This is a genomic window from Aeromonas sp. XH, from assembly GCF_033348475.1.
GTDB classification, from domain to species: domain Bacteria; phylum Pseudomonadota; class Gammaproteobacteria; order Enterobacterales; family Aeromonadaceae; genus Aeromonas; species Aeromonas sanarellii.
This window is the reverse complement of the sequence record NZ_CP137630.1, coordinates 2,484,596-2,509,297: the sequence shown is the minus strand read 5'-3', so window position 1 is coordinate 2,509,297 and position 24,702 is coordinate 2,484,596. Positions and strand designations below refer to the sequence as shown.

Annotated in this window: 26 protein-coding genes; 23 read left to right on the top strand and 3 right to left on the bottom strand. The window is 63.0% G+C overall.

Annotated features, from left to right (window positions below):
• Positions 1 to 13 precede the first annotated feature (13 nt).
• The 4 genes from secD (at position 14) to nlpI (ending at position 4,321) form a co-directional block, all read left to right on the top strand.
• Complete coding sequence (gene secD / locus R2B70_RS11620) at positions 14 to 1,867, top strand: protein translocase subunit SecD (RefSeq protein ID WP_042076627.1); 1,854 nt, start codon at positions 14 to 16, stop codon at positions 1,865 to 1,867.
• A 9-nt stretch (positions 1,868 to 1,876) separates the two neighbouring features.
• Positions 1,877 to 2,824: a protein translocase subunit SecF gene (gene secF / locus R2B70_RS11615; RefSeq protein ID WP_042076626.1), complete on the top strand. Its 948-nt coding sequence runs from the start codon at positions 1,877 to 1,879 to the stop codon at positions 2,822 to 2,824.
• A gap of 105 nt (positions 2,825 to 2,929) precedes the next feature.
• Positions 2,930 to 3,298 carry a rhodanese-like domain-containing protein gene (locus tag R2B70_RS11610; RefSeq protein ID WP_042076660.1) on the top strand — a complete coding sequence of 123 codons (369 nt, stop codon included), beginning with the start codon at positions 2,930 to 2,932 and terminating at the stop codon, positions 3,296 to 3,298.
• A gap of 90 nt (positions 3,299 to 3,388) precedes the next feature.
• Positions 3,389 to 4,321 (top strand): lipoprotein NlpI, encoded by a 933-nt coding sequence (gene nlpI / locus R2B70_RS11605; protein WP_280136285.1) that lies wholly within the window; start codon positions 3,389 to 3,391, stop codon positions 4,319 to 4,321.
• Between the two features lie 70 nt (positions 4,322 to 4,391).
• On the opposite strand, the gene R2B70_RS11600 is transcribed toward nlpI, so the two are convergent.
• Both R2B70_RS11600 and ubiU read right to left on the bottom strand, forming a co-directional pair.
• Complete coding sequence (locus R2B70_RS11600) at positions 4,392 to 5,264, bottom strand: U32 family peptidase (protein ID WP_318161529.1); 873 nt, start codon at positions 5,262 to 5,264, stop codon at positions 4,392 to 4,394.
• 12 nt (positions 5,265 to 5,276) lie between these two features.
• Positions 5,277 to 6,272 (bottom strand): ubiquinone anaerobic biosynthesis protein UbiU, encoded by a 996-nt coding sequence (gene ubiU / locus R2B70_RS11595; protein WP_219142033.1) that lies wholly within the window; start codon positions 6,270 to 6,272, stop codon positions 5,277 to 5,279.
• A 189-nt stretch (positions 6,273 to 6,461) separates the two neighbouring features.
• Between ubiU and ubiT the strand changes: the two genes are divergently transcribed.
• Positions 6,462 to 6,980 (top strand): ubiquinone anaerobic biosynthesis accessory factor UbiT, encoded by a 519-nt coding sequence (gene ubiT, locus R2B70_RS11590; RefSeq protein WP_042076657.1) that lies wholly within the window; start codon positions 6,462 to 6,464, stop codon positions 6,978 to 6,980.
• Here the strand turns inward: ubiT and R2B70_RS11585 are convergent.
• Positions 6,951 to 7,361 carry a hypothetical protein gene (locus tag R2B70_RS11585; RefSeq protein ID WP_042076619.1) on the bottom strand — a complete coding sequence of 137 codons (411 nt, stop codon included), beginning with the start codon at positions 7,359 to 7,361 and terminating at the stop codon, positions 6,951 to 6,953. The genes ubiT and R2B70_RS11585 overlap by 30 nt on opposite strands.
• Positions 7,362 to 7,542: 181 nt before the next feature.
• On the opposite strand from R2B70_RS11585, the gene trmJ reads away from it, so the two are divergent.
• The 18 genes from trmJ (at position 7,543) to bamB (ending at position 24,702) form a co-directional block, all read left to right on the top strand.
• Positions 7,543 to 8,277 carry a tRNA (cytosine(32)/uridine(32)-2'-O)-methyltransferase TrmJ gene (gene trmJ, locus R2B70_RS11580; RefSeq protein ID WP_318161528.1) on the top strand — a complete coding sequence of 245 codons (735 nt, stop codon included), beginning with the start codon at positions 7,543 to 7,545 and terminating at the stop codon, positions 8,275 to 8,277.
• A gap of 94 nt (positions 8,278 to 8,371) precedes the next feature.
• Entirely contained in the window at positions 8,372 to 8,875 is a 504-nt protein-coding gene (gene iscR, locus R2B70_RS11575) for a Fe-S cluster assembly transcriptional regulator IscR (protein WP_025327241.1), read from the top strand.
• A gap of 52 nt (positions 8,876 to 8,927) precedes the next feature.
• On the top strand, positions 8,928 to 10,142 hold the full coding sequence (locus tag R2B70_RS11570; protein WP_042076615.1) for an IscS subfamily cysteine desulfurase: 1,215 nt from the start codon (positions 8,928 to 8,930) through the stop codon (positions 10,140 to 10,142).
• 54 nt (positions 10,143 to 10,196) lie between these two features.
• Complete coding sequence (iscU, locus tag R2B70_RS11565) at positions 10,197 to 10,580, top strand: Fe-S cluster assembly scaffold IscU (protein WP_010675059.1); 384 nt, start codon at positions 10,197 to 10,199, stop codon at positions 10,578 to 10,580.
• Between the two features lie 14 nt (positions 10,581 to 10,594).
• A complete protein-coding gene (gene iscA, locus R2B70_RS11560) occupies positions 10,595 to 10,918 on the top strand; it encodes an iron-sulfur cluster assembly protein IscA (protein WP_042076614.1) in 324 nt (107 codons plus the stop codon).
• A gap of 133 nt (positions 10,919 to 11,051) precedes the next feature.
• Positions 11,052 to 11,570: a co-chaperone HscB gene (gene hscB / locus R2B70_RS11555; RefSeq protein WP_042076613.1), complete on the top strand. Its 519-nt coding sequence runs from the start codon at positions 11,052 to 11,054 to the stop codon at positions 11,568 to 11,570.
• 28 nt (positions 11,571 to 11,598) lie between these two features.
• A complete protein-coding gene (hscA, locus tag R2B70_RS11550) occupies positions 11,599 to 13,446 on the top strand; it encodes a Fe-S protein assembly chaperone HscA (protein WP_042076611.1) in 1,848 nt (615 codons plus the stop codon).
• Position 13,447: 1 nt separating this feature from the next.
• Positions 13,448 to 13,786: an ISC system 2Fe-2S type ferredoxin gene (fdx, locus tag R2B70_RS11545; protein ID WP_042076608.1), complete on the top strand. Its 339-nt coding sequence runs from the start codon at positions 13,448 to 13,450 to the stop codon at positions 13,784 to 13,786.
• Between the two features lie 156 nt (positions 13,787 to 13,942).
• Positions 13,943 to 15,247 carry an aminopeptidase PepB gene (pepB, locus tag R2B70_RS11540; RefSeq protein ID WP_318161526.1) on the top strand — a complete coding sequence of 435 codons (1,305 nt, stop codon included), beginning with the start codon at positions 13,943 to 13,945 and terminating at the stop codon, positions 15,245 to 15,247.
• 100 nt (positions 15,248 to 15,347) lie between these two features.
• Entirely contained in the window at positions 15,348 to 16,640 is a 1,293-nt protein-coding gene (gene pepB, locus R2B70_RS11535; protein ID WP_209792671.1) for an aminopeptidase PepB, read from the top strand.
• A 268-nt stretch (positions 16,641 to 16,908) separates the two neighbouring features.
• A complete protein-coding gene (gene ndk, locus R2B70_RS11530) occupies positions 16,909 to 17,337 on the top strand; it encodes a nucleoside-diphosphate kinase (protein WP_042076603.1) in 429 nt (142 codons plus the stop codon).
• A gap of 166 nt (positions 17,338 to 17,503) precedes the next feature.
• Complete coding sequence (locus R2B70_RS11525) at positions 17,504 to 18,607, top strand: bifunctional tRNA (adenosine(37)-C2)-methyltransferase TrmG/ribosomal RNA large subunit methyltransferase RlmN (protein ID WP_042076601.1); 1,104 nt, start codon at positions 17,504 to 17,506, stop codon at positions 18,605 to 18,607.
• 11 nt (positions 18,608 to 18,618) lie between these two features.
• Positions 18,619 to 19,410, top strand: a complete 792-nt coding sequence (gene tapF / locus R2B70_RS11520; protein ID WP_084202675.1) for a PilW family type IVa pilus biogenesis/stability lipoprotein TapF — start codon at positions 18,619 to 18,621, stop codon at positions 19,408 to 19,410.
• Complete coding sequence (locus R2B70_RS11515; protein ID WP_318161525.1) at positions 19,400 to 20,329, top strand: RodZ domain-containing protein; 930 nt, start codon at positions 19,400 to 19,402, stop codon at positions 20,327 to 20,329. Before tapF ends, R2B70_RS11515 begins: the two co-directional genes overlap by 11 nt.
• A gap of 10 nt (positions 20,330 to 20,339) precedes the next feature.
• Positions 20,340 to 21,455, top strand: coding sequence for a flavodoxin-dependent (E)-4-hydroxy-3-methylbut-2-enyl-diphosphate synthase (gene ispG / locus R2B70_RS11510; protein WP_042076598.1), 1,116 nt, complete (start codon positions 20,340 to 20,342; stop codon positions 21,453 to 21,455).
• 138 nt (positions 21,456 to 21,593) lie between these two features.
• On the top strand, positions 21,594 to 22,871 hold the full coding sequence (hisS, locus tag R2B70_RS11505; protein WP_318161524.1) for a histidine--tRNA ligase: 1,278 nt from the start codon (positions 21,594 to 21,596) through the stop codon (positions 22,869 to 22,871).
• 3 nt (positions 22,872 to 22,874) lie between these two features.
• On the top strand, positions 22,875 to 23,525 hold the full coding sequence (locus R2B70_RS11500) for a YfgM family protein (RefSeq protein ID WP_042076593.1): 651 nt from the start codon (positions 22,875 to 22,877) through the stop codon (positions 23,523 to 23,525).
• Positions 23,518 to 24,702 (top strand): outer membrane protein assembly factor BamB, encoded by a 1,185-nt coding sequence (gene bamB / locus R2B70_RS11495; protein ID WP_209792666.1) that lies wholly within the window; start codon positions 23,518 to 23,520, stop codon positions 24,700 to 24,702. The genes R2B70_RS11500 and bamB overlap by 8 nt, the downstream gene beginning before the upstream one ends.

The window sequence follows — 24,702 nt, the reverse complement described above, 5'->3', positions numbered from 1 at the left end:
CGAGGAGCACAGCGTGTTAAATCGCTATCCGCTGTGGAAATACCTGATGGTGATCGTGGTGATCGCCATCGGTTTTCTATATGCAGCCCCCAATCTTTACGGCGAAGACCCGGCCCTCCAGGTCTCTGCCAGCCGTGGTGCCGAAGTCAAGCTCGACACCCTTGACCTGGTGAAGGAGACGCTCGAGGCGGCCCGGATCCCGGTCAAGCATGCGGCGTTCGAACACGGCTTCATCCTGATCCGTTTCAACAACACCGAAGACCAGCTCAAGGCCCGCGACATCGTGGCCAACAAGCTGGGGGACAACTTCATCACGGCCCTCAACCTGGCGCCCTCCACCCCGGCCTGGCTCGAAGCCATCGGCGCCGCTCCCCTCAAGCTCGGTCTGGACCTTCGCGGCGGCGTGCACTTCCTGATGGAAGTGGACATGGCCGAGGCGCTGGCCAAGCAGCAGGAGCAGATGGTGCAGGATTTCCGCTCCGAGCTGCGCACCCAGAAGATCCGTTACTCCGGCGTGCGCCGGGTCGGCGATCAGGTGCAGGTGGTGTTCCGTGACGAGGCCGATCAGGCCAAGGCGATCTCCCATCTGCGCCGTCAGAATCCGGATCTTGTCTTCACCGGCGAACAGAAGGGGGATGACTTCATCCTGCTGGCCAGCCTGAGCGAAGCCAAGATCAAGGAAGTGAAGAAGTACGCCCTCGAGCAGAACATCACCATCATCCGCAACCGGGTGAACGAGCTGGGGGTGGCCGAGCCGCTGGTCCAGCAGCAGGGTGCCGAGCGCATCGTGGTGGAGCTGCCGGGGATCCAGGACACCGCCCGTGCCAAGGAGATCCTGGGCGCCACCGCGACCCTGGAGTTCCACATGGTCGACGAGGCCGCCGACATCCAGGCCGCCGCCAGTGGCCGGGTGCCGCCGAGCTCCAAGGTCTACAACGATCGCAACGGACGCCCCGTGGTGCTGCACAAGCGCGTGATCCTGACCGGTGACCACATCGTGGGTGCCCAGTCCGGTTTCGATGAGTACAGCCGTCCCCAGGTCAACATCAAGCTCGATGGCCAGGGTGGCAACAAGATGGCCAACTTTACCAAGGACAACGTCGGCAAGGGCATGGCCACCGTCTTCATCGAGTACAAGCCTGTGGGTCAGCCGGGTCCGGACGGCAAGCGCAAGTTCCGCAAGCAGGAAGAGGTGATCAACGTCGCGACCATCCAGTCGCGCCTGGGCAGCCAGTTCCGCATCACCGGCATCGACAACGCCAACGAAGCCCACAACCTGGCGCTGCTGCTGCGTGCCGGTGCCCTGATCGCGCCGATCCAGATCGTGGAAGAGCGCACCATAGGCCCGAGCCTGGGTCAGCAGAACATCGACAGCGGCATGGAAGCCATCGGCTGGGCCATGCTGGTGATCGTGCTGTTCATGGGGATCTACTACCGTGCCTTCGGCTGGGTCGCCAACCTAGCGCTGACCATGAACCTGGTGCTCATCGTCGGCATCATGTCGATGATCCCGGGGGCCACCATGACCCTGCCGGGCATCGCCGGTATCGTCCTGACGCTGGGCATGGCGGTGGATGCGAACGTGCTGATCTACGAGCGCATTCGTGAAGAGATCCGCAACGGTCGCGGGGTGCAGCAAGCCATTCACATGGGCTTTGACCGCGCCTTCTCGACCATCGCCGACTCGAACGTCACCTCGCTCATCACCTGCGTGATCCTGTTCGGTATCGGCACCGGCGCCATCAAGGGCTTCGCCCTGACCCTCGGGATCGGTCTGACCGCCTCCATGTTTACCGCCATCACGGTATCCCGCGCCATCATCAACCTGGCCTGGGGCGGACGGCGCATCGACAAGCTGCCGATCTAAGGAAGAGACATGTTTCAAATTCTGCATTTTGAAAAGCCCATCCCCTTCATGCGCTTCGCCAAGCTGGGTATGGTCTTCTCTGCGCTGGTGACGGTGTTCGCCCTCTACATCCTGTTCGATCGCGGCCTGAACTGGGGCCTGGACTTCACCGGTGGTACCACCATAGAGGTGGGGTTCCAGCAGTCGGTGAGCCTGGACAAGATGCACGAGGCGCTGGATCAGCAGAAGATTGAGGGGGCGACCCTGCAATTCTTTGGCTCCAGCCGCGATGTGCTGGTGCGCATGGCCCCGAAAGAGGGGATCAAGGTGGAGCAGCAGGGCAACGAGGTGCTGGCGGCGGCCAAGCTCATCGACCAGGACGCCGTGCTCAAGCGCGTCGAGTTCGTCGGCCCCTCCGTGGGTGATGAGCTGGCGACCGACGGTGCCCTGGCCATGCTGGCCTCCATCCTCTGTATCCTGATCTACGTGGCGGTGCGCTTCGAGTGGCGTCTGGCCACGGGGGGCATTCTCTCCCTGGCCCACGACGTCATCATCACCCTCGGCATCTTCGCCTACTTCCAGTACGAGTTCGATCTGACCGTGCTGGCGGCATTGATGACCCTGGTGGGTTACTCCCTGAACGACACCATAGTGGTGTTCGACCGGGTGCGGGAGAACTTCCGCAAGGTACGCCGCGGGGATACCGCCGAGATCATGGATCTCTCCATGACCGAGACCCTGAGCCGGACCATCATCACCTCCGGCCTGACCTTCGTGGTGGTGGTGGCGCTCTTGCTCAAGGGCGGGCCGCTCATCCACGGTTTCTCCATCGCCATGGTGATCGGGGTGGCCTTCGGGACCTACTCCTCCATCTATGTGGCGAGCGCCTCCGCCATGTACCTCGGGGTCAAGCGGGAGCACATGCTGCCGACCCAGGTGGAAAAAGAGGGGGCGGATCAGCAAGAGATCCTGCCGTAACAGACAAGGGCGCCGCAAGGCGCCCTTTCTCTTATGGCCGGACTGCGCCATGATGCTCTCACCATGAGCAAGATGAGTGGCATCAATCAACACAAGGAGCAAAACATGCAGCACAATCCCCGTTTCCTGGCACTGGTCGAGGCCATCCGCCCCCGGGTCAAGGAGACAGACGTGCACCAGATCAAGCGCTGGCAGGACGAGGGCCGCGCCTTTCACCTCGTCGACGTGCGCGAGGAGAGCGAATGGGCCAGGGGCCATCTGCCGGGGGCCGAGTACCTTGGCCGCGGGGTGATAGAGCGGGACATAGAGACGCGCTATCCGGACCCTGACACCGAGCTCTACCTCTATTGTGGTGGGGGATTTCGCTCCATTCTGGTGGCGGAAAACCTGCAGAAGATGGGGTATTCCCGGGTCGTCAGCGTCGATGGAGGCTTTCGTGGCTGGAGCGAGGCCGGATACCCTGTCGAATCCTGATTTATTTGAGGGATAGGGGTTGCGCCACATGACAAACGGCCCCGTGATCTTTACCATATGCGGGGTCAAGCGTAAGCGTCGGAGTGTTCATTGAACGTCAGGATAGGGATTGGATACCTCACGGGTATCCTGTTGTTGCTCCCCATGTGGGGTTGCAGCAGTAGCAGTCAGGTACAAGCGCCTCAAGTTCCCAAGCCGCAACCCGCTTCACTGGTATTGGCGACCCCCTTGCAGGTCTCCTACCAGAGCGAGTTGGCGCTGGCGCGACTCGGGCAGATGCTCAGTGAAATGGAATTGACGACAGAACAGCGGGCCGAACTCTTCTATGAGCGCGCCGTGGTGTTTGACCGGGTGGGCCTGCGCTCCCTCGCACGGCTCGACTTCAACCGCGCCCTGCGGGAGAAGCCCGACTTTGCCGAGGCCTACAACTTCATCGGCGTCTATCTGGTGCAGCAGCAGAACTATGACGAGGCCTACGAGGCGTTCGACTCGGCGCTGGAGCTGGCCCCGGATTACGACTACGCCTATCTGAACCGGGGGATCGCCCTCTATTACGGCAACCGCCCCGAGTTGGCCACGGCCGACATGAAGCGCTTCTACGAGGCGCAGCCGGAAGATCCCTACCGGGTGCTCTGGCTCTACCTGGCCGAGCAGAAGCTCAACGGGCCGGCGGCCATGAGCCGGATGCGCGAACGGCTCAACAAGTATGACGACGACGCCTGGAACTGGGATCTGGTGCGCCTCTATACCGGCGAGATCAATGCCACCCAGTTGATGAGCAACGTGGTGAAGGGGGTCAAGGACAACCGGGAGCTTGCCGAGCGCCTGTGCGAGACCTACTTCTACCTGGGCAAGTTCGAGCTGGCCAAGGGCAACCGCAAGGAGGCCATCAGCTACTTCAAGCTGGCGCTCGCCAACAACGTCTATGACTTCATCGAGCACCGCTATGCCCTGCTGGAGCTGGAGCTGATGGCGCGCAAGCCCCTGCCGCCGGGAGCCCAGGGCAAGAGCGGCAAGGCGTGATGCATCTGTCACCCCTGTGAAAAAGGCCTCATTGCGAGGCCTTTTTGCTGTCTGCGGTCTGGGCGCCGGTTTATTCCACCAGGCTCATGCCCGGGATCTGGCGCCAGTAGCCGTTGCAGTCCAGCTCCTGCTGCAGGGGAAGCGGTGCCTGGCCGTGCTGATTGTCCTTGAAGCGGGCCAGCATCTCCAGGGTCTCCATCCCCTCGGGGGAGAGACGCACCACGTCCACCAGGCCGTCCATGCCCGCAAGCTCGTTGCCGAGGTTGTAGCAGTAGCCGGACTGGGTCTGGATGCCGTTGAGGTTGAACACCTTCTGCCCCTCGCGGCTGTTGGCCAGCCGGCCGGTGGGGTAGTGGATGCAGGCGAGCTCGCAGTTGTCTTTGGGCTTGTCGAGGGAGCGGGCGGTGAAGCAGCGTGCCGAGTAGGCGAGCGGCAGGTGGCCGTAGGCGAATACCTCCACCTCGAATTGCTGGCGCTCCTTGCCCAGATCCTGTGCAAGCTGCACCAGCCAGTCCCGGGAGAGCTCCACCGGCATCACCCAGCGCTGCATGCCATTTTTAAGCAGCAGGCGCAGCACCTCGGCGTTGTAGGCGTTGATGGCCGGGCCGCAGACGAACGGCAGGCCGGCTTCACGGGCGAGCTGGACGGTGCCGAGATCGTTGGCCTCGATCAGCAAGGAGCCGTTGTCCACCAGTCGCTTGACCTCCCTGAGCTCTGACGGGGCCGAGATCAGCGCCAGGGTGGAGAGCACCGTCTGCTTGCCCGAACTCGCCACCTGGCGGGCCAGGGCAATCCAGTCATCCACCTTGAGTTCGCGGCGCTTGCTGCACACCGTCTCCCCCAGATAGACGATGTCGGCCTGGCTCTGGGCCGCGGCCTCGTAGAAGGCCTGGGTGTCGGCCTTGGGCCAGTAGAAGAGCAGGGGGCCGAGAGAGAATTTCATGGGCAGGGCTCCTTATTGCCACTGGCGATGGTAGGCGCCGAGGGTGGTCTGACTCCCCTCGGAGACGCGGGCTAGCTGGGCATCCCACTCGCCCTTGACCTGGTAGGCGTCCGGGTTGGCCTGATAGGCGTCGATGGCGGCGCGCCAGACCCGGGTTACCTGCTCCACATAGGCGGGGCTGCGTTGGCGCCCCTCTATCTTGACCGACTGGATCCCGGTCTGGTACAGCTCGGGCAACAGGCCGAGGGTGTTGAGGCTGGTGGGCTCCTCCAGGGCGTGATAGGTCTGGCCATCCACCTCGAAGCGCCCCTTGCACAAAGTCGGGTAGCCGGCGTTCTCGCCCCGGCCGTAGCGATCGATCAGCACCTCGTTGAGCCGCGATTCGAGACCCTCCTGGGTCTCCTCCCAGCGCACGAACTTGGCGGGGGAGCAGGCGCCGACGGTATTGGGGCTCTCACCCGTCATGTAGGAGGAGAGGTAGCAGCGCCCCTCCGCCATGATGCAGAGGCTGCCGAAGGCGAAGACCTCGAGGCCGACGTCGGTCTCGCGGGCGAGCTGCCTGACCTGGTGCATGGAGAGCACCCGCGGCAACACCACCCGGCCGACGTTGAAATGCTGCTGGTAGAAGCGGATGGCGGCGGCATTGGTGGCGCTGGCCTGGACCGAGACATGCAGCTCCATGTCGGGATGGCGGCGGCTGGCGTAATCGAGCACGGCGAGATCGGCGATGATCAGGGCATCGGCGCCCAGTGCGGCGCCCTTGTCCACCGCCTGTTTCCAGCGGGCGTCGGAGCCCGGGTGGGCGAAGGTGTTGATGGCGATGTGCAGCTTGCGGCCATGCTGGTGCACGTAGTCGACCGCTTTTTCCAGCTTGCTGTCGGTGAAGTTGAGACCGGCGAAGTGGCGGGCATTGGTGTCATCCTTGAAGCCGATATAGACGGCATCGGCCCCGTTATCCACGGCTGTCTTCAGTGCCGGCAGGCTGCCTGCCGGGCAGAGTAATTCCATCGGGTACGCTCCGAGAGGGCAAAAATGCAAAAGTGGCCCGATTGTATTCATGCTTGCGTCCCCACTTTTTGACCTGAGGCAGCTTTAGGTGGCTTTACCCTTCTCGAGGTAAGTGGGCACAAGTTTGATTTTCAACAGGATCTTGATGAAGGGGCTGTGCTTGAATGCGCAAAAAACTGGGAGTTTATCGTGTTTCAACAACTGCAACGCCACCTGGTCGAACAGGCCCCCCGTCTCTTGCGCCGCCCCCTCAGGCTGGTGCCCTTCACCCTGCAGCAGAACCTGATGGAAGCCCTGCTGGCACAGGTTTTCAGGGAGGCCATTGCGGATGGGGACTTCGCGTTCCTGGCGGGCAAGTGGCTCAAGGTCGAGGTGACGGATCTCGACCTCTGCTGGTTTATCAGCGAGCGGGACGGGAAGCTGGTGGTGGCCCGCCAGTGCGAGCGACCCCATGTCTGCTTCAGTGGCAACAGCCAGGATCTCATCCTGATTGCTGGCCGCAAGGAAGACCCCGATTCCCTCTTCTTCCAGCGCAGGCTGAGGATCGAGGGGGATACCGAGCTGGGTCTGGAGGTGAAAAACCTGATGGACAGCCTGGATCTCGACGGGCTGGGGTTGATGAAGTATCCCCTGATGGATCTGGCGAGCCTGATAGAGCGCGTCCGTGCCGACGGGCAATCAGTGCGGGAGCCGGCGCCTGCGGTCTGAGCCGCGTTTCAGTTGCCTGGCCAGGCCTCTGGCATGGTGGCGGTGAAGGCGCCGTGCCCACAGACAGCGGCAGCCCCAGAGGCAGGGAAGCAGTGCCAGCAGCGGCGTGGTGTCCGGCAGGCGCAGCAGCGTCAGTCCCAGCGCCAGCCACAGAAAGGGCTGCGCCTCATAGAACCATTCTGGTTGCAGCCAGCGCTTGGCCGGAAAGATGACCAGATCGGTGCGCCTGTAATTGGATCGCATCATCCAGATGAGAGCCCCCACCACGAAGAGCAGGGCGGCCGCGAGCCAGAGCAGGGGAGAGTGGGCCAAGAGCCAGAGCAGGGCGGCCAGAAGCAGATAAGCCTGCGGCAACTGTTCGTAGATCCAGGGAGGAAGCATGGGCGGGCTCCATGACGGTGGCTCCATCCTGTTAAGGTTAGCCCGCGGGATCTCCTCTCTAAGGCCGGTTGGTTATACGAAGAGCCTTTTTTGTTCTGAAATGCAGGGCCAGAAGCGGTGCCAAAATAGCGATTGGTTATGTTACAATTGCGCGCCATTTTTGACTGAAGATTGACTGGGCATGTTGGATCAGATTCGAATCGTGTTGGTAAACACCTCTCACACCGGCAACATGGGATCCGCGGCGCGGGCCATGAAGACCATGGGGCTGACCCAGCTGGTACTGGTCGATCCGCAAGCCTTGCCAGACGAGGAGGCCGTCGCCCTGGCGGCGGGAGCCAGCGACATCCTGGCCGGCGCCCGTATCGTGTCGACGCTGGATGAGGCCATCGCCGACTGCGGCCTGGTGATCGGTACCAGTGCCCGCTCCCGCACCCTGAGCTGGCCCATGCTGGATCCCCGCGAAGCGGGCGAGAAGCTGGTTGCCGAGGGGATGCAGCATCCGGTGGCCCTGGTGTTCGGCCGCGAGCGCACCGGCCTCACCAACGACGAGTTGCAGAAGTGTCACTACCACGTGGCCATTCCGGCCAACCCGGAGTACAGCTCGCTAAATCTGGCCATGGCGGTGCAGACCCTCTGCTACGAGGTGCGGATGCGCTGGCTTGTGGTGCAGGAGCAGGTTTCGTCGGAATCGGACGCGGATCGGGTGGCCTATCCCAGCGCCCTTCAACTGGAAGGCTTCTATCAACACCTGGAGCAGACGCTGCAAAAGACGGGCTTCATTGCCGATGACCACCCCGGTCACGTGATGAGCAAGCTGCGCCGCCTGTTCAATCGGGCACGGCCGGAAGCCGCCGAGTTGAATATCCTGCGCGGCATCCTCACCTCGGTCCAGAAACCCAGGCCGCAGGATTAATCCCGACTGATTTACTCAAGCATATACTTGACTGATTTAGTCGGGTATGTGACCATGTGCCTTATATTGATTGGTTTGCTAGACGGTAAGGCATATGAGACTGACCTCAAAAGGACGTTACGCAGTGACAGCCATGCTAGACGTGGCGTTGCATGCAGAGCAGGGGCCCGTTCCCCTCGCCGATATTTCAGAGCGCCAGGGCATCTCCTTGTCCTATCTGGAACAGCTGTTTGCCCGTCTGCGCAAGCATGGTCTGGTGAGCAGCGTGCGCGGCCCGGGCGGCGGTTATCGCCTCGGTCTGGCCCCCGGCGAGATCTCGGTCGGTCAGGTGATCACCGCGGTCGATGAGTCGGTGGACGCCACCAAGTGTCTCGGCAAGGGGGGCTGCCACGGCGGTACCCAATGCCTGACCCACTCCCTGTGGCGCGATCTGAGCGAGCGCATCTCCAGCTTCCTGGGGGACATCACCCTGGCCGAGCTGGTCGGTCAGGCCGACGTGCGCCGCATTGCCGGCAAGCAAGATGAACAAATGAAGACCGTGTTGTCCCTGGTTGACCGGGCGGAACGCGGTGATGTGAGCTTGAAAGTCCAACTATAAACGTGCTTTCCACGACGAGTCGCTGTGTGACCCCGTCGTAACGGAGAAAAAGATGAAACTGCCTATTTACCTTGATTATTCGGCAACCTGTCCGGTGGACCCGCGTGTCGCAGAAAAAATGATGCAGTGCCTCACCATGGACGGCCTGTTTGGCAATCCTGCCTCCCGTTCCCACCGTTTCGGCTGGCAGGCCGAAGAGGCGGTGGATCTGGCCCGTAATCAAGTGGCAGAGCTGATCGGTGCCGACCCGCGCGAGATCGTCTTCACCTCCGGCGCGACCGAGTCCAACAACCTGGCCATCAAGGGCGTCGCCCATTTCTACGCCGGCAAGGGCAAGCACATCGTCACCTCCAAGACCGAGCACAAGGCCGTTCTGGATACCTGCCGCCAGCTGGAGCGCGAAGGCTATGAGGTGACCTACCTCGAGCCCATGCCCAACGGCCTGTTCACGCTGGAACAGATCGAAGGAGCCCTGCGCGATGACACCATCTTGGTCAGCATCATGCACGTCAACAACGAGATCGGCGTGGTACAGGACATCGCCGCCATCGGCGAACTGTGCCGCTCCCGCAAGATCCTGCTGCACGTGGACGCCGTCCAGAGCGTGGGCAAGATCCCGGTGGACGTCGAAGCACTCAAGGTCGACCTGCTCTCCATGTCCGCCCACAAGGTGTACGGCCCGAAAGGGATCGGTGCCCTGTACGTGCGTCGCAAGCCCCGTGTGCGCCTGGAAGCCCAGATGCACGGTGGCGGCCACGAGCGCGGCATGCGCTCCGGTACTCTGCCGACCCACCAGATCGTCGGCATGGGCGAAGCCTTCCGCATCGCCAAGGAAGAGATGGCGAGTGAGAGCCAGCACATCATGGCCCTGCGTCAGCGCCTGTGGAATGGCATCAAGAACATCGAAGAAGTCTACATCAACGGGGATCTGGACCACCGTGTGCCGGGCAACCTGAACGTCAGCTTCGCCTACGTGGAAGGGGAATCCCTCATCATGGCGCTCAAGGATCTGGCGGTCTCTTCCGGCTCGGCCTGTACCTCTGCCAGCCTGGAGCCTTCCTACGTGCTGCGCGCCCTGGGCCTGAACGACGAGCTGGCACACAGCTCCATCCGTTTCAGCATCGGCCGCTTCACCACGGAAGAGGAAATCGACTACGCAATCAAGCTCATCTGCGACTCCATCGGTCGTCTGCGCGAGATGTCCCCCCTGTGGGAGATGTTCAAGGACGGCGTCGATCTGAACACGGTCGAATGGGCACATCACTGATCCTTGCCAAGTTGGCAAGTGTTTGGTGAACAACGGAATTAGCAGGAGTTAGATATGGCTTACAGTGAAAAAGTAATCGACCACTACGAGAATCCCCGCAACGTCGGTGGGTTCGACAAGAATGACCCCAGCGTCGCCACCGGCATGGTAGGTGCGCCGGCCTGCGGCGACGTGATGAAGCTGCAGCTGAAGATCAGCGATGACGGCATCATCGAAGATGCCAAGTTCAAGACCTACGGCTGCGGCTCCGCCATCGCCTCCAGCTCCCTGGTGACCGAGTGGGTCAAGGGCAAGACCCTGGACGAAGCGGCCGGCATCAAGAACACCGACATCGCCGAAGAGCTGGCGCTGCCGCCGGTGAAGATCCACTGCTCCATCCTGGCGGAGGATGCCATCAAGGCCGCCATCGCCGATTACAAGCAGAAAAAAGGTCTTTAAGTCCGGAGAGCAGTATGGCCATAACCATGACAGATGCCGCAGCGGCACGGGTTTCCTCCTTCATGACCAACCGGGGCAAGGGCATAGGCCTGCGCCTCGGCGTCAAGACGACCGGCTGTTCGGGCCTTGCCTATGTGCTCGAGTTCGTGGATGAGCTGGCCGCCGAGGATCAGGTGTTCGAGCAGAAAGGTGTCAAGATCATCGTGGATGCCAAGAGCCTGATCCACCTGGATGGCACCGAGCTGGACTTCGTGAAGGAAGGCCTCAACGAGGGTTTCCAGTTCAACAACCCGAATGCGAAAGGCGAATGCGGTTGTGGCGAAAGTTTCAGCGTGTAGGCGGGCCTGACGGCCAGGTGTCAGTGCCTGATGCCTTGCTCATCAACACGGTGGCATGGGCGCCCGCCCATGCCACCGCTCTCTTCAAGACGAGTGTGATTGCGGTACCAGCGGTATTGTCTGAGGACGTACGATGAATCATTTCGAGCTGTTCGGGCTGGCAGAGGGCTTCGAGCTCGATACTCGCCAGTTGGCTGACACCTACCGTCAGTTGCAAGCCCGGTTCCACCCCGATCGTTTTGCCACCGCCCCCGAACGGGAGCAGTTGGCTGCGGTGCAGCGTGCCGCCCAGATCAACGATGCCTTCACCACCCTCAAGGCGCCCCTGCGCCGAGCCGAATACCTGCTCTCCCTGCGCGGTACCGAACTGCGTGGCGAGCAGCAGACGCTGCAAGATCCGGTCTTCCTGATGCAGCAGCTGGAGTGGCGTGAACGCCTGGCCGAGCTGAAAGGAGAGGCGGATCCTGAGGGGGCGATCCAAGATTTTCGCCGCGAGATCAGGCATGATCACCAGTCTCTGATGCAACGGCTGACCCAGGCTCTCACCTCGGGTGAGGATCTGATCGCCGCGGATTGCGTCCGCAAGCTCAAGTTTGTCGACAAGCTCCTCGAGGAGCTGGAACGATTCGAAGACTCGCTGTTCGAGTCTTGACCCTCTAACGCAGGAATTGTGATTACCCATGGCATTACTGCAAATCGCCGAGCCAGGCCAGAGCGCCGCGCCTCATCAGCATAAACGGGCCGTCGGCATCGATCTCGGCACCACCAACTCCCTGGTTGCCGCCGTGCGCAGCGGCCAGGCCGATACCCTCTGCGACGAGCAGGGGCGTTTCCTGCTGCCTTCGGTGGTGCACTACCAGGATGCAGCCATCCGTGTCGGCTTCGATGCCAAGCGTGAAGCCGCCCTCGATCCCCACAACACCATCGTCTCGGTCAAGCGGATGATGGGCAAGGCGTTGGCGGACATGGATACCCGTCAGCAACCCTATGAATTCGTGGCCGCCGAGAACGGCATGCCCCAGTTGCAGACCCGCCAGGGGCTGGTCAACCCGGTGCAGGTCTCGGCCGAGATCCTCAAAGCCCTGGCCGAGCGCGGTGCCCGTACCCTGGGGGGCGATCTCGACGGCGTGGTCATCACTGTGCCCGCCTATTTCGACGACGCCCAGCGCCAGGGCACCAAGGACGCGGCCCGCCTGGCCGGCCTGCACGTGCTGCGCCTGCTGAACGAACCCACTGCCGCGGCCATCGCCTACGGCCTCGACTCCGGTCAGGAAGGGGTGATCGCCGTCTATGACCTCGGTGGCGGCACCTTCGATATCTCCATCCTGCGCCTGCATCGCGGCGTGTTCGAAGTGATGGCCACCGGCGGTGATTCCGCCCTGGGCGGCGATGACTTCGATCACCTGCTGGCGGACTGGCTGAAAGAACAAGCCGGTTTGTCCGGCCAACTCGACGCCCGCACCCAGCGCGAGCTGCTGGACCTGGCCGCCAGCGTCAAGCACGGCCTGACCGATGCAGACTGCGTCCCTTGCGCCTTCGCCGGCTGGCAGGGCACAGTGACCCGCAGCCAGTTTGACGCCCTCATCACCCCCCTGGTCAAGCGCACCCTGCTGGCCTGTCGCCGCGCCCTGCGCGACGCCGGCCTTGAACAGGAGGAGGTGCTGGAGGTGGTGATGGTCGGCGGCTCGACCCGGGTGCCCCTGGTGCGCGAGCTGGTGGGGGACTTCTTCCAGCGTCCGCCGCTCACCAGCATCGACCCGGACAAGGTGGTGGCCATCGGTGCCGCTATCCAGGCCGATATCCTGGTGGGCAACAAGCCCGATGCCGAGATGCTGCTGCTGGACGTGATCCCGCTCTCCCTGGGGCTTGAGACCATGGGCGGTCTCGCCGAGAAGGTGATCCCGCGCAACACCACCATTCCGGTGGCCCGCGCCCAGGAGTTCACCACCTTCAAGGATGGCCAGACCGCGATGGCGATCCACGTGGTGCAGGGGGAGCGCGAGCTGGTGGCGGATTGCCGCTCCCTGGCCCGCTTCACCCTGACCGGCATTCCGCCCATGGCGGCGGGGGCGGCCCACATTCGCGTCACCTTCCAGGTGGATGCGGACGGTCTCCTGTCGGTCAGCGCCATGGAAAAATCCTCCGGCGTGCAGGCCGAGATCCAGGTCAAGCCCTCCTATGGCTTGGCGGAGGAGGACATCCTCAGCATGCTGAGTGCCTCCATCGCCAACGCCCAGCAGGACATGGATGCCCGCATGCTGGCGGAGCAGCAGGTGGAAGCCGATCGGGTGGTCGAGAGCCTCAATGCCGCCCTGGCCGCCGATGGCGAGGCGCTGCTGAACGCAGCCGAGCGTGCCGAGATTGATGCTGCCATCGCCCATCTGCTGACCATGCGCAACGCGGGAACAACCGATCAAATCAAAGTGGCCATCGAGGCGGCGGATGCCGCCAGTGGCGAATTTGCAGCCCGCCGGATGGACGCCTCCATCCGCAAGGTGCTGACCGGACAAAACGTCAACAAGGTGTGATATGCCAAAACTGATTATTCTGCCCCATCCCGAGCTCTGTCCTGACGGCGCGGCCCTCGAAGGTGCGAGCGGCGAGACCATTCTGGATGTGGCCCTGCGCAACGGCATCGAGATCGAGCACGCCTGCGAGAAGTCCTGCGCCTGTACCACCTGCCATTGCATAGTGCGCGAAGGCTTCGATTCCCTCGAGCCGAGCGACGAGCTGGAAGACGACATGCTGGACAAGGCGTGGGGACTGGAGCCGGAATCCCGTCTCAGCTGCCAGGCCAGGCTGGCGGACGAGGACCTGGTGGTGGAGCTGCCCAAGTACACCATCAACCTTGCCTCCGAACGCCACTGACGGCCGCCTGATTACACATGAGTGAAGTGCGCGTGCAGCACTCGGCGGTGAAGTAGTGATATGGTGAAGGCCGTGACCCTTGAGGGCGCGGCCTTTTTTGTGCCCGTGATTTCCCTATTCGTTGATGAAGTGCCAATAAAAAGGAAGCAAGAGAACATGGCTGACATGATGAACGTACAGTTATCCACCCAGGTTGCCGCTGCTGTCTGGGGGGAGGGGGCCCAACTCAGTTTCAGTGGTGACCAGGCCCTGATCCATCTGGGCGGCGTCCTTCAGGAGCAGGACGTGCTGCGCACCGTCCAGCGTGCGGCGCGTCGGCTCGAGTCGACCGGCATCAAGCAGGTCAGACTGGCCGGAGAAGGGTGGGATCTGGAACGTCGTTACGCCTTTGCCCAGGGCTTCTATGCCGCCAAGGGCGTGCGCGAGCTCGATTTCGGCGAGCAGAACGGCCAGGAGGCCGGCGAGCTGGCGGCCCTGCTCAAGGCGACCCACTGGGTGCGCGAGGTGACCAACGGCTGCCCGGAGGCAATCTACCCCATGAGCCTGGCGGAGTCCGCCCTGCTGCTCATCCGCAGCCTCGCCGGTGACAGGGTGACGGCCCGCATCACCGCCGGGGAGGCCCTGCGCGAATCCGGCCATATCGGGATCTGGTCGGTGGGTCGCGGCAGCGAGCGCGAGCCCGTGCTGCTTGAGCTCGACTACAACCCGACCGGGGATGCCAACGCTCCCGTGGTGGCGGCCCTGGTGGGCAAGGGGATCACCTTCGACTCCGGCGGCTACTCCATGAAGTCCTCCGACAACATGCTGCCGATGAAGTCCGACATGGGGGGAGCAGCCATGGTGACCGGTGCCCTGGCGCTGGCCATCAGCCGGGGCCTCGACAAGCGGGTCAAGCTCATCCTCTGCTGTGCGGAAAACCTGGTCTCCGGCCACGCCTTCAAGCTCGGCGACATCCTGACCTATCGCAACGGCATCTCGGTGGAGATCCAGAACACCGACGCTGAGGGTCGACTGGTGCTGGCGGACGGTCTGTTGGCCGCGAGCGAGAGTGGCGCCGCCCATATCCTCGACGCGGCCACCCTGACCGGCGCCGCCAAGACGGCGCTGGGCCGCGACTACAACGCCGTGTTTGCCCTCGATGAGGCGGAGCAGGTGCGCGCGCTGGCTGCCGCCAACGCCGAAAACGAGAAGGCCTGGCCCCTGCCGCTCGAGTCCTGGCACGCGGGCCAGCTCACCTCGGCCTTCGCCGATCTGGGCAACGTGGCCTCCGCCGAAGGCACCGCCGGCGCCACCACGGCCGCCGCCTTCCTGTCGCGCTTTGTGCGTGACGAGGGCAAAGGCTGGGTACACCTGGATCTGGCTGCCTCCTATCAGAAGTCCGGCAACGATCTCTGGGCGACCGGTGCCAAGGGCCATGGCCTGCGCACGATTGCCCGCTGGTTGCAGGAGGTGGCTGAATGAACATCTGTTTGAATCACGAGTGGAGCCGTGAAGGGCATCAGATGCCAGCAGGCCAGGCCTGCGCATCCATGATGGCCCGCTGGCTTGCGGAGGTGGCGGCATGAACGTCTGGCTGAGCCGTGAATTTGCCGCCCCCGAGTGGGGCGAGGGGGCGCTGATCTCCCACCGCGCCGATGGCATGGTGATCCACCTGGTGACCGCCACTCCACTGTTGGACATCCAGCAGGCGGCGCGGCGCCTGTGCAGCCAGGGGATCCAGCAGGTGGTCCTGGCCGGCCACTGGGAGCGCGAGCAGCAGTGGGCCTTCGCCCAGGGGCTGCAGACGCCCAAGGCGGAGGTGGTGCTGCAGTGGGCCACCTCGTCCGAGGAGGACAGGGAGGAGCTGGAGGCGCGCTGGCTGTGCGGGCGCTGGGTGCGGGAGATGACCAATGCCACCCCGGAGCAGCTGGGGCCGCTGGAGCTGGCGGTGGAAGCCGCCTCCTTCCTCACCGAGCTGGCGCCGGACAAGATCAGCCATCGCATCCTCAAGGGCGAGGCGCTGCAACAGGCCGGCTGGGTCGGTCTCTATCAGGTCGGCCGTGGCAGCGAGCGCGAGCCCGTGATGCTGGAACTGGACTTCAACCCGAGTCGGGAGCCCAAGGCCCCCGTGGCCGCGGCCCTGGTGGGCAAGGGGATCACCTTCGACTCCGGCGGCTACTCCATGAAGACCTCCCAGGGCATGCTCACCATGAAGCACGACATGGGGGGCGCCGCCATCGTGACCGGCGCCCTGGCGCTGGCGATTCTGCGCGGTCTCGACAAGCGGGTGAAACTCATCCTCTGCTGCGCCGAGAACCTGGTCTCCGGTCATGCCTACAAGCTGGGTGACATCCTCACCTACAAGAACGGCACCACAGTGGAGATCGTCAACACCGACGCCGAGGGACGGCTGGTGCTGGCGGACGGTCTGCAGCTTGCCGGGGAGTCCGGTGCCCCCCTCATCATCGACGCCGCCACGCTCACTGGCGCGGCCGTGATGGCGCTGGGGGGGCGCTACAATGCCCTGTTCGGTCTGGACAAGGGGCTGGTGAGCCGCGCCATGGCCTATTCAGATGCGGAGCAGGAGCCGGCCTGGCCCCTGCCGCTGGAACCCTGGCACCGCCAGCAGTGCCCGTCTCACTATGCCGACACCGCCAACAGCCGCCCCGTGCCGGGCGGCGGACCGGGGGGGGCCTCCAACGCGGCGGGCTTCCTCTCCCGCTTCGTCCCCAATGAGGGGAGGGGCTGGTTGCACGTGGATCTGGCCGCCTGCTTCAGCGAGAACGGTGACAATCTCTGGGCCCCCGGGGCCAACACCCTGGGAATGCGCACCATAGCGCACGCCCTGCTGGCGGAGACGCGTTCGGCCACCTGACGGCAGAAGGGCACCCCAGGGTGCCCTTCTGACAACTGCTGGTTTGGTGAGCAATTGATGGCGTTTTGAGGCATTAGCATGATGATCGTGCGCAAGCGCACATTTTTTCTTAACGCCCCGGTACAAGATGAGTCACCATGTTGTTTCAAGGATTCTTTTGTTTAACAAAAAGTTGATTTTTTGTGTGTTATTTCGTTTTTTGTTTACGTATAATCGCCGCCGAACATGGATTCCTACAATAAAACTCTGTAGTTAAGGAAAGAACTCAATGGCTATCGAACGTACCTTCTCCATCGTCAAGCCGGATGCGGTCAGCAAGAACCTGATTGGTGCCATTTACAGCCGCTTCGAGAGCGCGGGTCTGAAAGTGGTTGCCGCCAAGATGCTGCACCTGAGCAGCGAGCAGGCCGCCGGTTTCTACGCCGAGCACCAGGGCAAGCCTTTCTATGATGCCCTGGTCGGTTTCATGACCTCGGGTCCCGTCATGGTGCAAGTGCTGGAAGGGGAAGACGCCATCCGCCGCCACCGTGAAATCATGGGCGCCACCAACCCGAAAGAGGCCCTGGCCGGTACCCTGCGCGCCTGCTACGCCGAGAGCATCGATCGCAACGCCGTCCACGGCTCCGATGCCCCGGCCTCTGCCGCCCGTGAAATCGCCTACTTCTTCTCCGACGACGAGATCTGCCCGCGCGGCTGATGTTGTCAGGTGTGACCAAGGGAGCCTCGGCTCCCTTTTGTTTTTTGGCCCTCCGCCCAATAACCTCTTATTCTCCAGGTGGAAAGCCGGACCCATTATTTGTACAATGCCGCCCCCTGACGTAGGTCAGCCGATAATTTATGAAGTGTGTGAGCTGAGGCCCCTGATGAGCGAAACAAAAACCAACCTGCTGGATCTCGACCGGGATGCCATGCGTGCCTTCTTCGTCGAGTTGGGCGAGAAGCCGTTCCGGGCAGACCAGATAATGAAGTGGATCTATCACTTCGGTTGTGATGATTTCGATCAGATGAGCAACGTCAACAAGGCGCTGCGCGAGCGGCTCAAGGCCATCGCCGAGATCCGTGCCCCCGAGATCAGCCGCGAGCAGCGCTCCGCGGATGGCACCATCAAGTGGGCCCTGCAGGTCGGCGATCAGGAAGTGGAGACCGTCTACATTCCGGAAGCGGATCGGGCGACCCTGTGCGTCTCCTCCCAGGTGGGCTGCGCCCTGGCCTGCACCTTCTGCTCCACCGCCCAGCAAGGGTTCAACCGCAACCTGAAAGTCTCCGAGATCATCGGCCAGGTGTGGCGCGCCGCCAAGGTCGTCGGTGGCAAGCGTCCCATCACCAACGTGGTGATGATGGGCATGGGCGAGCCGCTGCTGAACCTGGCCAACGTGGTGCCGGCCATGAAGCTGATGATGGACGACTTCGGTTTCAGCATCTCCAAGCGTCGCGTCACCCTCTCCACCTCCGGGGTGGTGCCGGCACTGGACATGCTGGGGGATCAGATCGACGTGGCCCTGGCCATCTCCCTGCATGCGCCGAACGACAAGCTGCGTTCCGAGATCATGCCGATCAACGACAAGTACAACATTGAGTCCTTCCTTGCCGGGGTGCGCCGCTATCTGGCCAAGTCCAACGCCAACGGCGGTCGGGTCACCGTGGAGTATGTGCTGCTCGATCACATCAACGACGACATGCAGCATGCCCATGAACTGGCCAAGGTACTCAAGGAAACCCCTTGCAAGATCAACCTGATCCCGTTCAACCCCTTCCCGGGCAACCCGTTCGGCAAGCCGAGCAACAGCCGCATCGACCGCTTCTCCAAGGTGCTGATGGAATACGGCCTGACCGTCATAGTGCGCAAGACCCGCGGCGATGACATCGACGCCGCCTGCGGCCAGCTGGTGGGGGAGGTGATCGACCGCACCAAGCGCACCATGAAAAATCGGATGCAACAGGATGGGATTTCCGTCAAAATGGTTTAACTCCTAAGCCATTGTATAGACAGGAAATGGATATCCGTACATTGATCGTAGTGGCAGCGCTCTGCGCGCTGCCAGGCTGTGTCACCGAGACCACCTATGCCGGGCAGAATTCAACCCAGCGCGAGGTGGGCCCCGATCTCAAGGCCGCCGCCCAGACTCGCCTCGATCTGGGGATCCAGTACCTGCGTCAGGGCAATGCCGAGCAGGCCAAATTCAACCTCGACCGTGCCCTCCAGTACGATCCCGGCAACCCTCAGGTCTATATCGGTTTCGCCTATTTCTACCAGCAGGTGTCGGATTTCAAGGCGGCCGAGGAGAACTACAAGAAAGCGCTGGCCATGGACCCGACCAATGCTGACGCGATGAACAACTACGGCGCCTTCCTCTGCAACCGCGGTCGTTTCGAGGAGGCGGAGAAAGCCTTCCTGCAGGCGGTCAGTCAGCCCGATTACGTGAAAATCGCCGATACCTACGAGAATGCGGCGCTCTGCTCGATGCAAAATCACAGAAATGACAAGGCGAGTGAGTATTATCGCCTGGCCTTGGGGTATAATCCCCGCAATCCTAGGTTATTGCTGGACATGGCGGAGCTTTCCATGAAAGATGGCAAGCTGCCTGATGTTCAGTCTTACCTCGTTCGCTTTGCCGAAGTGGCGGAGGAAAACGAGGAGAGCCTCTGGCTCCGGCTGCGGCTGGCCCAGGCCATGGACAAACCGGCATTACTTCACCAATTCGGGACTGAGCTGGTAAGGCAATATCCCACTTCGCAACAAGCCAAGCGTTACTTAGCCAATGACTACTGAACAGCCACACGACTTCCAAGACGACTCCCAGGCAGTGGGCCCAGGCCAGCTGCTGCGCAACGCCCGTGAACAGCTCGGCTGGACCCGGGAACAGGTTGCGTCCCGCATTCACCTTCGTCTGACCCTGATCGCCGCCATCGAGGCGGATACCTACGACAAGCACACGTCCCACACCTTCATTCGTGGCTATCTGCGCGCCTATGCCAAGCTCGTCGGCATTCCCGAGGAGACAATTCTCGCCGCCTACGACAAGCTGGGACTGACGCCTCCCGACAACATCGATATGCAGAGCTTCTCCCGCCGCTCCCGCCAGCAGGCCAACGACAGCCGGCTCAAGGTGGTGACCTGGCTGGTGATCCTGGTGCTGATCGCCCTCTCCGTCGCCTGGTGGTGGCAGAGCACGGCGCGCCGCTCCGCCGGTGATGAGGCCCTGGCCGCCACCGAGATGAGCGGCACCGACAACACCCCGAGCGCCGCCGTCCCGACAGCGGTCGAGGTCGCCGCGCCCGTGCTGCCCGCCACCTCTGATGCCGTCTCCACCGCGCCTGCGGTGAGCGATGCCGTCGCCACTGTGCCGGTCGCCGTGGCCGCGCCCAGCGCCGCCGTGACGACGGATGCCTCTGCCGCGGTGGCGACAGCGTCCCCTGTCGAGAGCGCGACCACAGAGCCGGCCAAGGCGCCGCAGCTCAAGATGAGCTTCACCGCCGACTGCTGGCTGGATGTCAAGGATGCCAACGGCAAGACCCTGTTCAGCGGTCTGAAGAAGGCGAACGACGAGCTTGTGCTGGAAGGACCCGAGCCACTCAAATTCATCATTGGCGCGCCCATGGCGGTCAATCTCGAATACCAGGGCAAGTCCTTCGACATGAGCCGTTACAACAACGGCCGAACTGCCCGCTTCTCACTGCCGCAGGAGTAATCTGTTCGCCATGTCCGCACACGAATCTCCCATCGTTCGTCGTAAATCCAGGCAGATCATGGTCGGCAACGTACCGGTCGGGGGCGATGCCCCCATCACGGTGCAGACCATGACCAACACCAAGACCACGGACGTGGCCGCCACCGTCGAGCAGATCCAGCGGATCGAGCGGGTCGGTGCCGACATAGTCCGGGTCTCCGTGCCCACCATGGAGGCGGCGGAAGCCTTCCGTCTCATCAAGCAGCAGACCCGCATTCCCATCGTCGCCGACATCCACTTCGACTACCGCATCGCCCTGAAAGTGGCCGAGTACGGTGCCGACTGCCTGCGCATCAACCCGGGCAACATCGGTAACGAGGAGCGGGTGCGCGCCGTGGTCGACTGCGCCCGTCACTACAACATCCCGATCCGCATCGGCGTCAACGGCGGCTCCCTGGAGAAAGATCTCCAGGAGAAGTACGGCGAGCCGACTCCCGAGGCCCTGCTGGAATCGGCCATGCGCCACGTGGATTATCTGGATCGCCTCAACTTCGACAACTTCAAGGTGAGCGTCAAGGCGTCCGACGTCTTCCTCGCCGTCGGTGCCTATCGCCTGCTGGCCAAGCAGATCGATCAACCCCTGCATCTGGGTATCACGGAAGCGGGCGGCTTCAGAGCCGGTGCGGTCAAGTCCGCTATCGGCCTCGGCATGCTGCTGAGCGAGGGCATAGGTGACACCCTGCGCATCTCGCTCGCCGCCGATCCGGTGGAGGAGGTGAAGGTGGGCTTCGACATTCTGAAATCCCTGCGTATCCGCTCCCGCGGCATCAACTTCATCGCCTGTCCCTCCTGCTCCCGTCAGGAGTTCGACGTCATCGGCACCGTCAATGCCCTGGAAGAGCGGCTGGAAGACATCATCACCCCGATGGATGTTTCCATCATCGGCTGCGTGGTGAACGGCCCGGGGGAGGCGCTGGTCTCCGATCTGGGCCTCGCCGGTGCGGCCAACAAGAGCGCCTTCTACGAGGGGGGCCAGCGGGTCGACAGGCTCGACAACAAGGATCTCGTGCCGACCCTGGAGCGACGCATCCGTGCCCGGGCGGCCATGCTGGATCCGGCCAACCAGATCCAGGTGGACAAAGGTTGAACCATGAAGGGGCCACCTGGGGTGGCCCCGGCTTTAGGTTATTGATTTTGAATCCCGCATCCGGGTACCCGATTTTACCTCGGGGTCGAAAATCCCTATAATGCGGCCAAATTTTACCTCTTTTTCTCGAGTATCAACGTGGCAAAACAGATCCAAGCGATTCGCGGTATGAATGATTGCCTGCCGGAGCAGAGCCCGGTATGGCAGAAAGTGGAACAGATCCTGCGCCAGGTCGTGGCCAGCTATGGCTACAGCGAAGTGCGCATGCCCATCGTCGAGCAGACCCATCTGTTCAAGCGCGCCATCGGTGAAGTGACCGACGTGGTCGAAAAAGAGATGTACACCTTCGAAGATCGCAACGGTGACAGCCTGAGCCTGCGTCCGGAAGGGACCGCCAGCTGCGTGCGCGCCGGCATCGAACACGGCTTGCTCTACAACCAGGAGCGCCGGATGTGGTACATGGGCCCCATGTTCCGCCACGAGCGTCCCCAGAAGGGCCGCTATCGCCAGTTCCACCAGTTCGGGGTCGAGCTGTTCGGCATCAACGGGCCTGACATCGACGCCGAGCTCATCATGCTGACCCATCGTCTGTGGCGTCTGTTCGGCATCCAGGATCACGTCACCCTGCAGCTCAATACCCTTGGTCAGAGTGCCGAGCGCGCCGCCTATCGCGATGCCCTGGTGGCCTACCTGGAGCAGTACAAGGATCAGCTGGACGAAGAGAGCCAGCGCCGCATGTACAGCAACCCCCTGCGGGTGCTGGACTCCAAGGACGAGAAGGTGCAAGCCATCCTGGTCGGGGCGCCGCGCCTGTTCGATCACCTGGGCGAAGAGAGCCTGGCTCACTTCGAAGGGCTCAAGCGCCTGCTCACGGCCGCCGGCATACAGTTCGAGGTGAACGAGCGTCTGGTACGCGGTCTCGACTACTACAACCTCACCGTGTTCGAGTGGGTCACCAACAGCCTGGGTGCCCAGGGCACCGTCTGTGCCGGCGGTCGCTACGACGGCCTGGTGGAGCAGCTCGGCGGCCAGCCGACCCCGGCGGTGGGCTTTGCCATGGGGATGGAGCGTCTGGTACTGATGCTGGAGACCCTGGAGCTCAACGCCGACATCCGCCCGGCGGTGGATGTCTATCTCTGCATGGTGGGCGAGGGGACCGAGCAGGCGGGCTTTGCCCTGGCCGAGCGGCTGCGCGATGCCCTGCCTGACCTTCGCCTGATGAGTCACTGCGGCGGCGGCAACTTCAAGAAACAACTCAAGCGTGCCGACAAGAGCGGCGCGGCCATTGCCCTGATCCTCGGCGAGACCGAGGTGCAAAGCGGGGAGATCACCATCAAATATCTGCGTGGCCAGGCCGAGCAACAGACCGTCTCGGTCGATGCCTCCATCGCCCTGCTGGCAGCTAAAGGAGAGTAAGCTGTGGAAGTCTATACCACCGAAGAACAACAGGTTGAGGTCATCAAGAGCTGGTGGAAAGAGAACGGCACCTCGGTGATCGCCGGGACCGTGATCGGTCTGGTGGGGCTGTTTGGCTGGCGCTACTACAACGAGATGCAGCAGAGCAACCAGGAAGCCGCCTCCCAGGCTTACAACGCCATGACTGCCCAGCTCGCCAAGGGTGACGACGCCGCCCTGGAGCAGGCGAAGAGCTTCATCGCCGCCCATCAGGGCGACGCCTATGCCGAGCTGGCTTCCCTGCAGCTGGCCGCAGCCGCGGTCAAGGCGGGCAAGCTGGATCTGGCCGCCGAGCAGCTGACCCAGGTCGCCGCAAACGGTGACGACAGCATCAAGCCCATCGCCGCCCTGCGCCTGGCCCGCGTCCTGAACGATCAGGGCAAGGCCGACGAGGCCCTGGCCCAGCTTGGCAAGATCGGCAACGACGCCTTCAAGGCCCAGGTGGCGGAAGTGCGCGGCGACATCCTGCAGAAGCAGGGCAAGGCCGAAGAGGCCCGCGATGCCTACCAGGCGGCGGCCGATGCCGGCGGCCTGCAGTCGAGCAGCGAACTCAAGCTGAAGATGGACGATCTGGCGCTGCCAGCGGTCACTGCGGGCGAGGCTCCGGATGCGTAATCTGTATAAGCGAGTGGTGCTGGGGGCGGCCGTCTCCCTGGCCCTGCAGGGGTGCTCCCTGTTCAGTTCCGAAGAGGATCTCAACCCCATGGCGCCCCTGCCCACGGTGGAGTCCGCGTTCACGGCCGACACCGCCTGGTCCTCCTCGGTGGGGGATGGCATCGGCGACTTCTACTCCCAGCTCAAGCCGGTGGTGGAAGAGGACCGCATCTATGCGGCGGCCCGGGATGGCGACGTGACCGCCTTCGAGCGCGACAGCGGCAAGGAGCTGTGGAGCGTGGATCTGGCTGACTTGCCCATCAACGCCGACAAGCGCAGCGCCCGCCTCTCCGGCGGCCTGGTCTCCCGCTACGGCAAGCTGTTCCTTGGCTCCGAGAACGGGGTGGTCTACGCCCTGAACGCGGAGAACGGGGAGGTGTTGTGGCAGACCACGGTACCGGGTGAGGTGGTGGCGAGCCCCGCCGTCGAGGATGGCCGTGTGGTGGTGCTGACCACCTCGGGCCGCCTGGTGGCGCTCGATACCGACGAGGGCAAGCTGCAGTGGACCCTGTCCGAAGAGCAGCCGCCCCTGACCCTGCGCAGTGCCGGTGCCCCCGTCATCACCAACGGCGCCGTGCTGTACGGCCGCGCCGATGGCAAGGTGGGCATCGCCCTGCTGAGCAATGGTCAGCCGGTGCGCCAGTCCAAGGTGGCCGACCCGCGCGGCGCCACCGAGCTGGATCGCATGGTGGACGTGGATGCCGCCCCCCTCATCGCCGGCGACGAGCTCTATGCCATCGCCTACAATGGCCAGCTGATGGCCCGCAAGCTGATGAGCGGCGACGAGGTATGGAAGCGCAAGTATTCCGGCTACCGCGACATGGCGGTGACTGGCAATGCCATCGTGCTGACCGACAGCCGCAGCCACCTGTTTGCGGTGGACCGTCGCAACGGGCTCGAGCTGTGGTCCAACACCCAGCTGGAAAACCGCACCGTGACCGCCCCCGTCATCCTGGGTGACTATGTGGTGGTCGGGGATGTGGAAGGCTATCTGTATTGGCTGGACCGTACCGACGGCTCCATCAAGGCCATGCAGCAGCTCGACAGCAGTGGTCTGTACGCCGCCCCCCTGGTGGATGGCGACACCCTGTATGTGCAGAGCCGTGGCGGCAAGCTGTACGCTGTCAAGCGTCCCTGA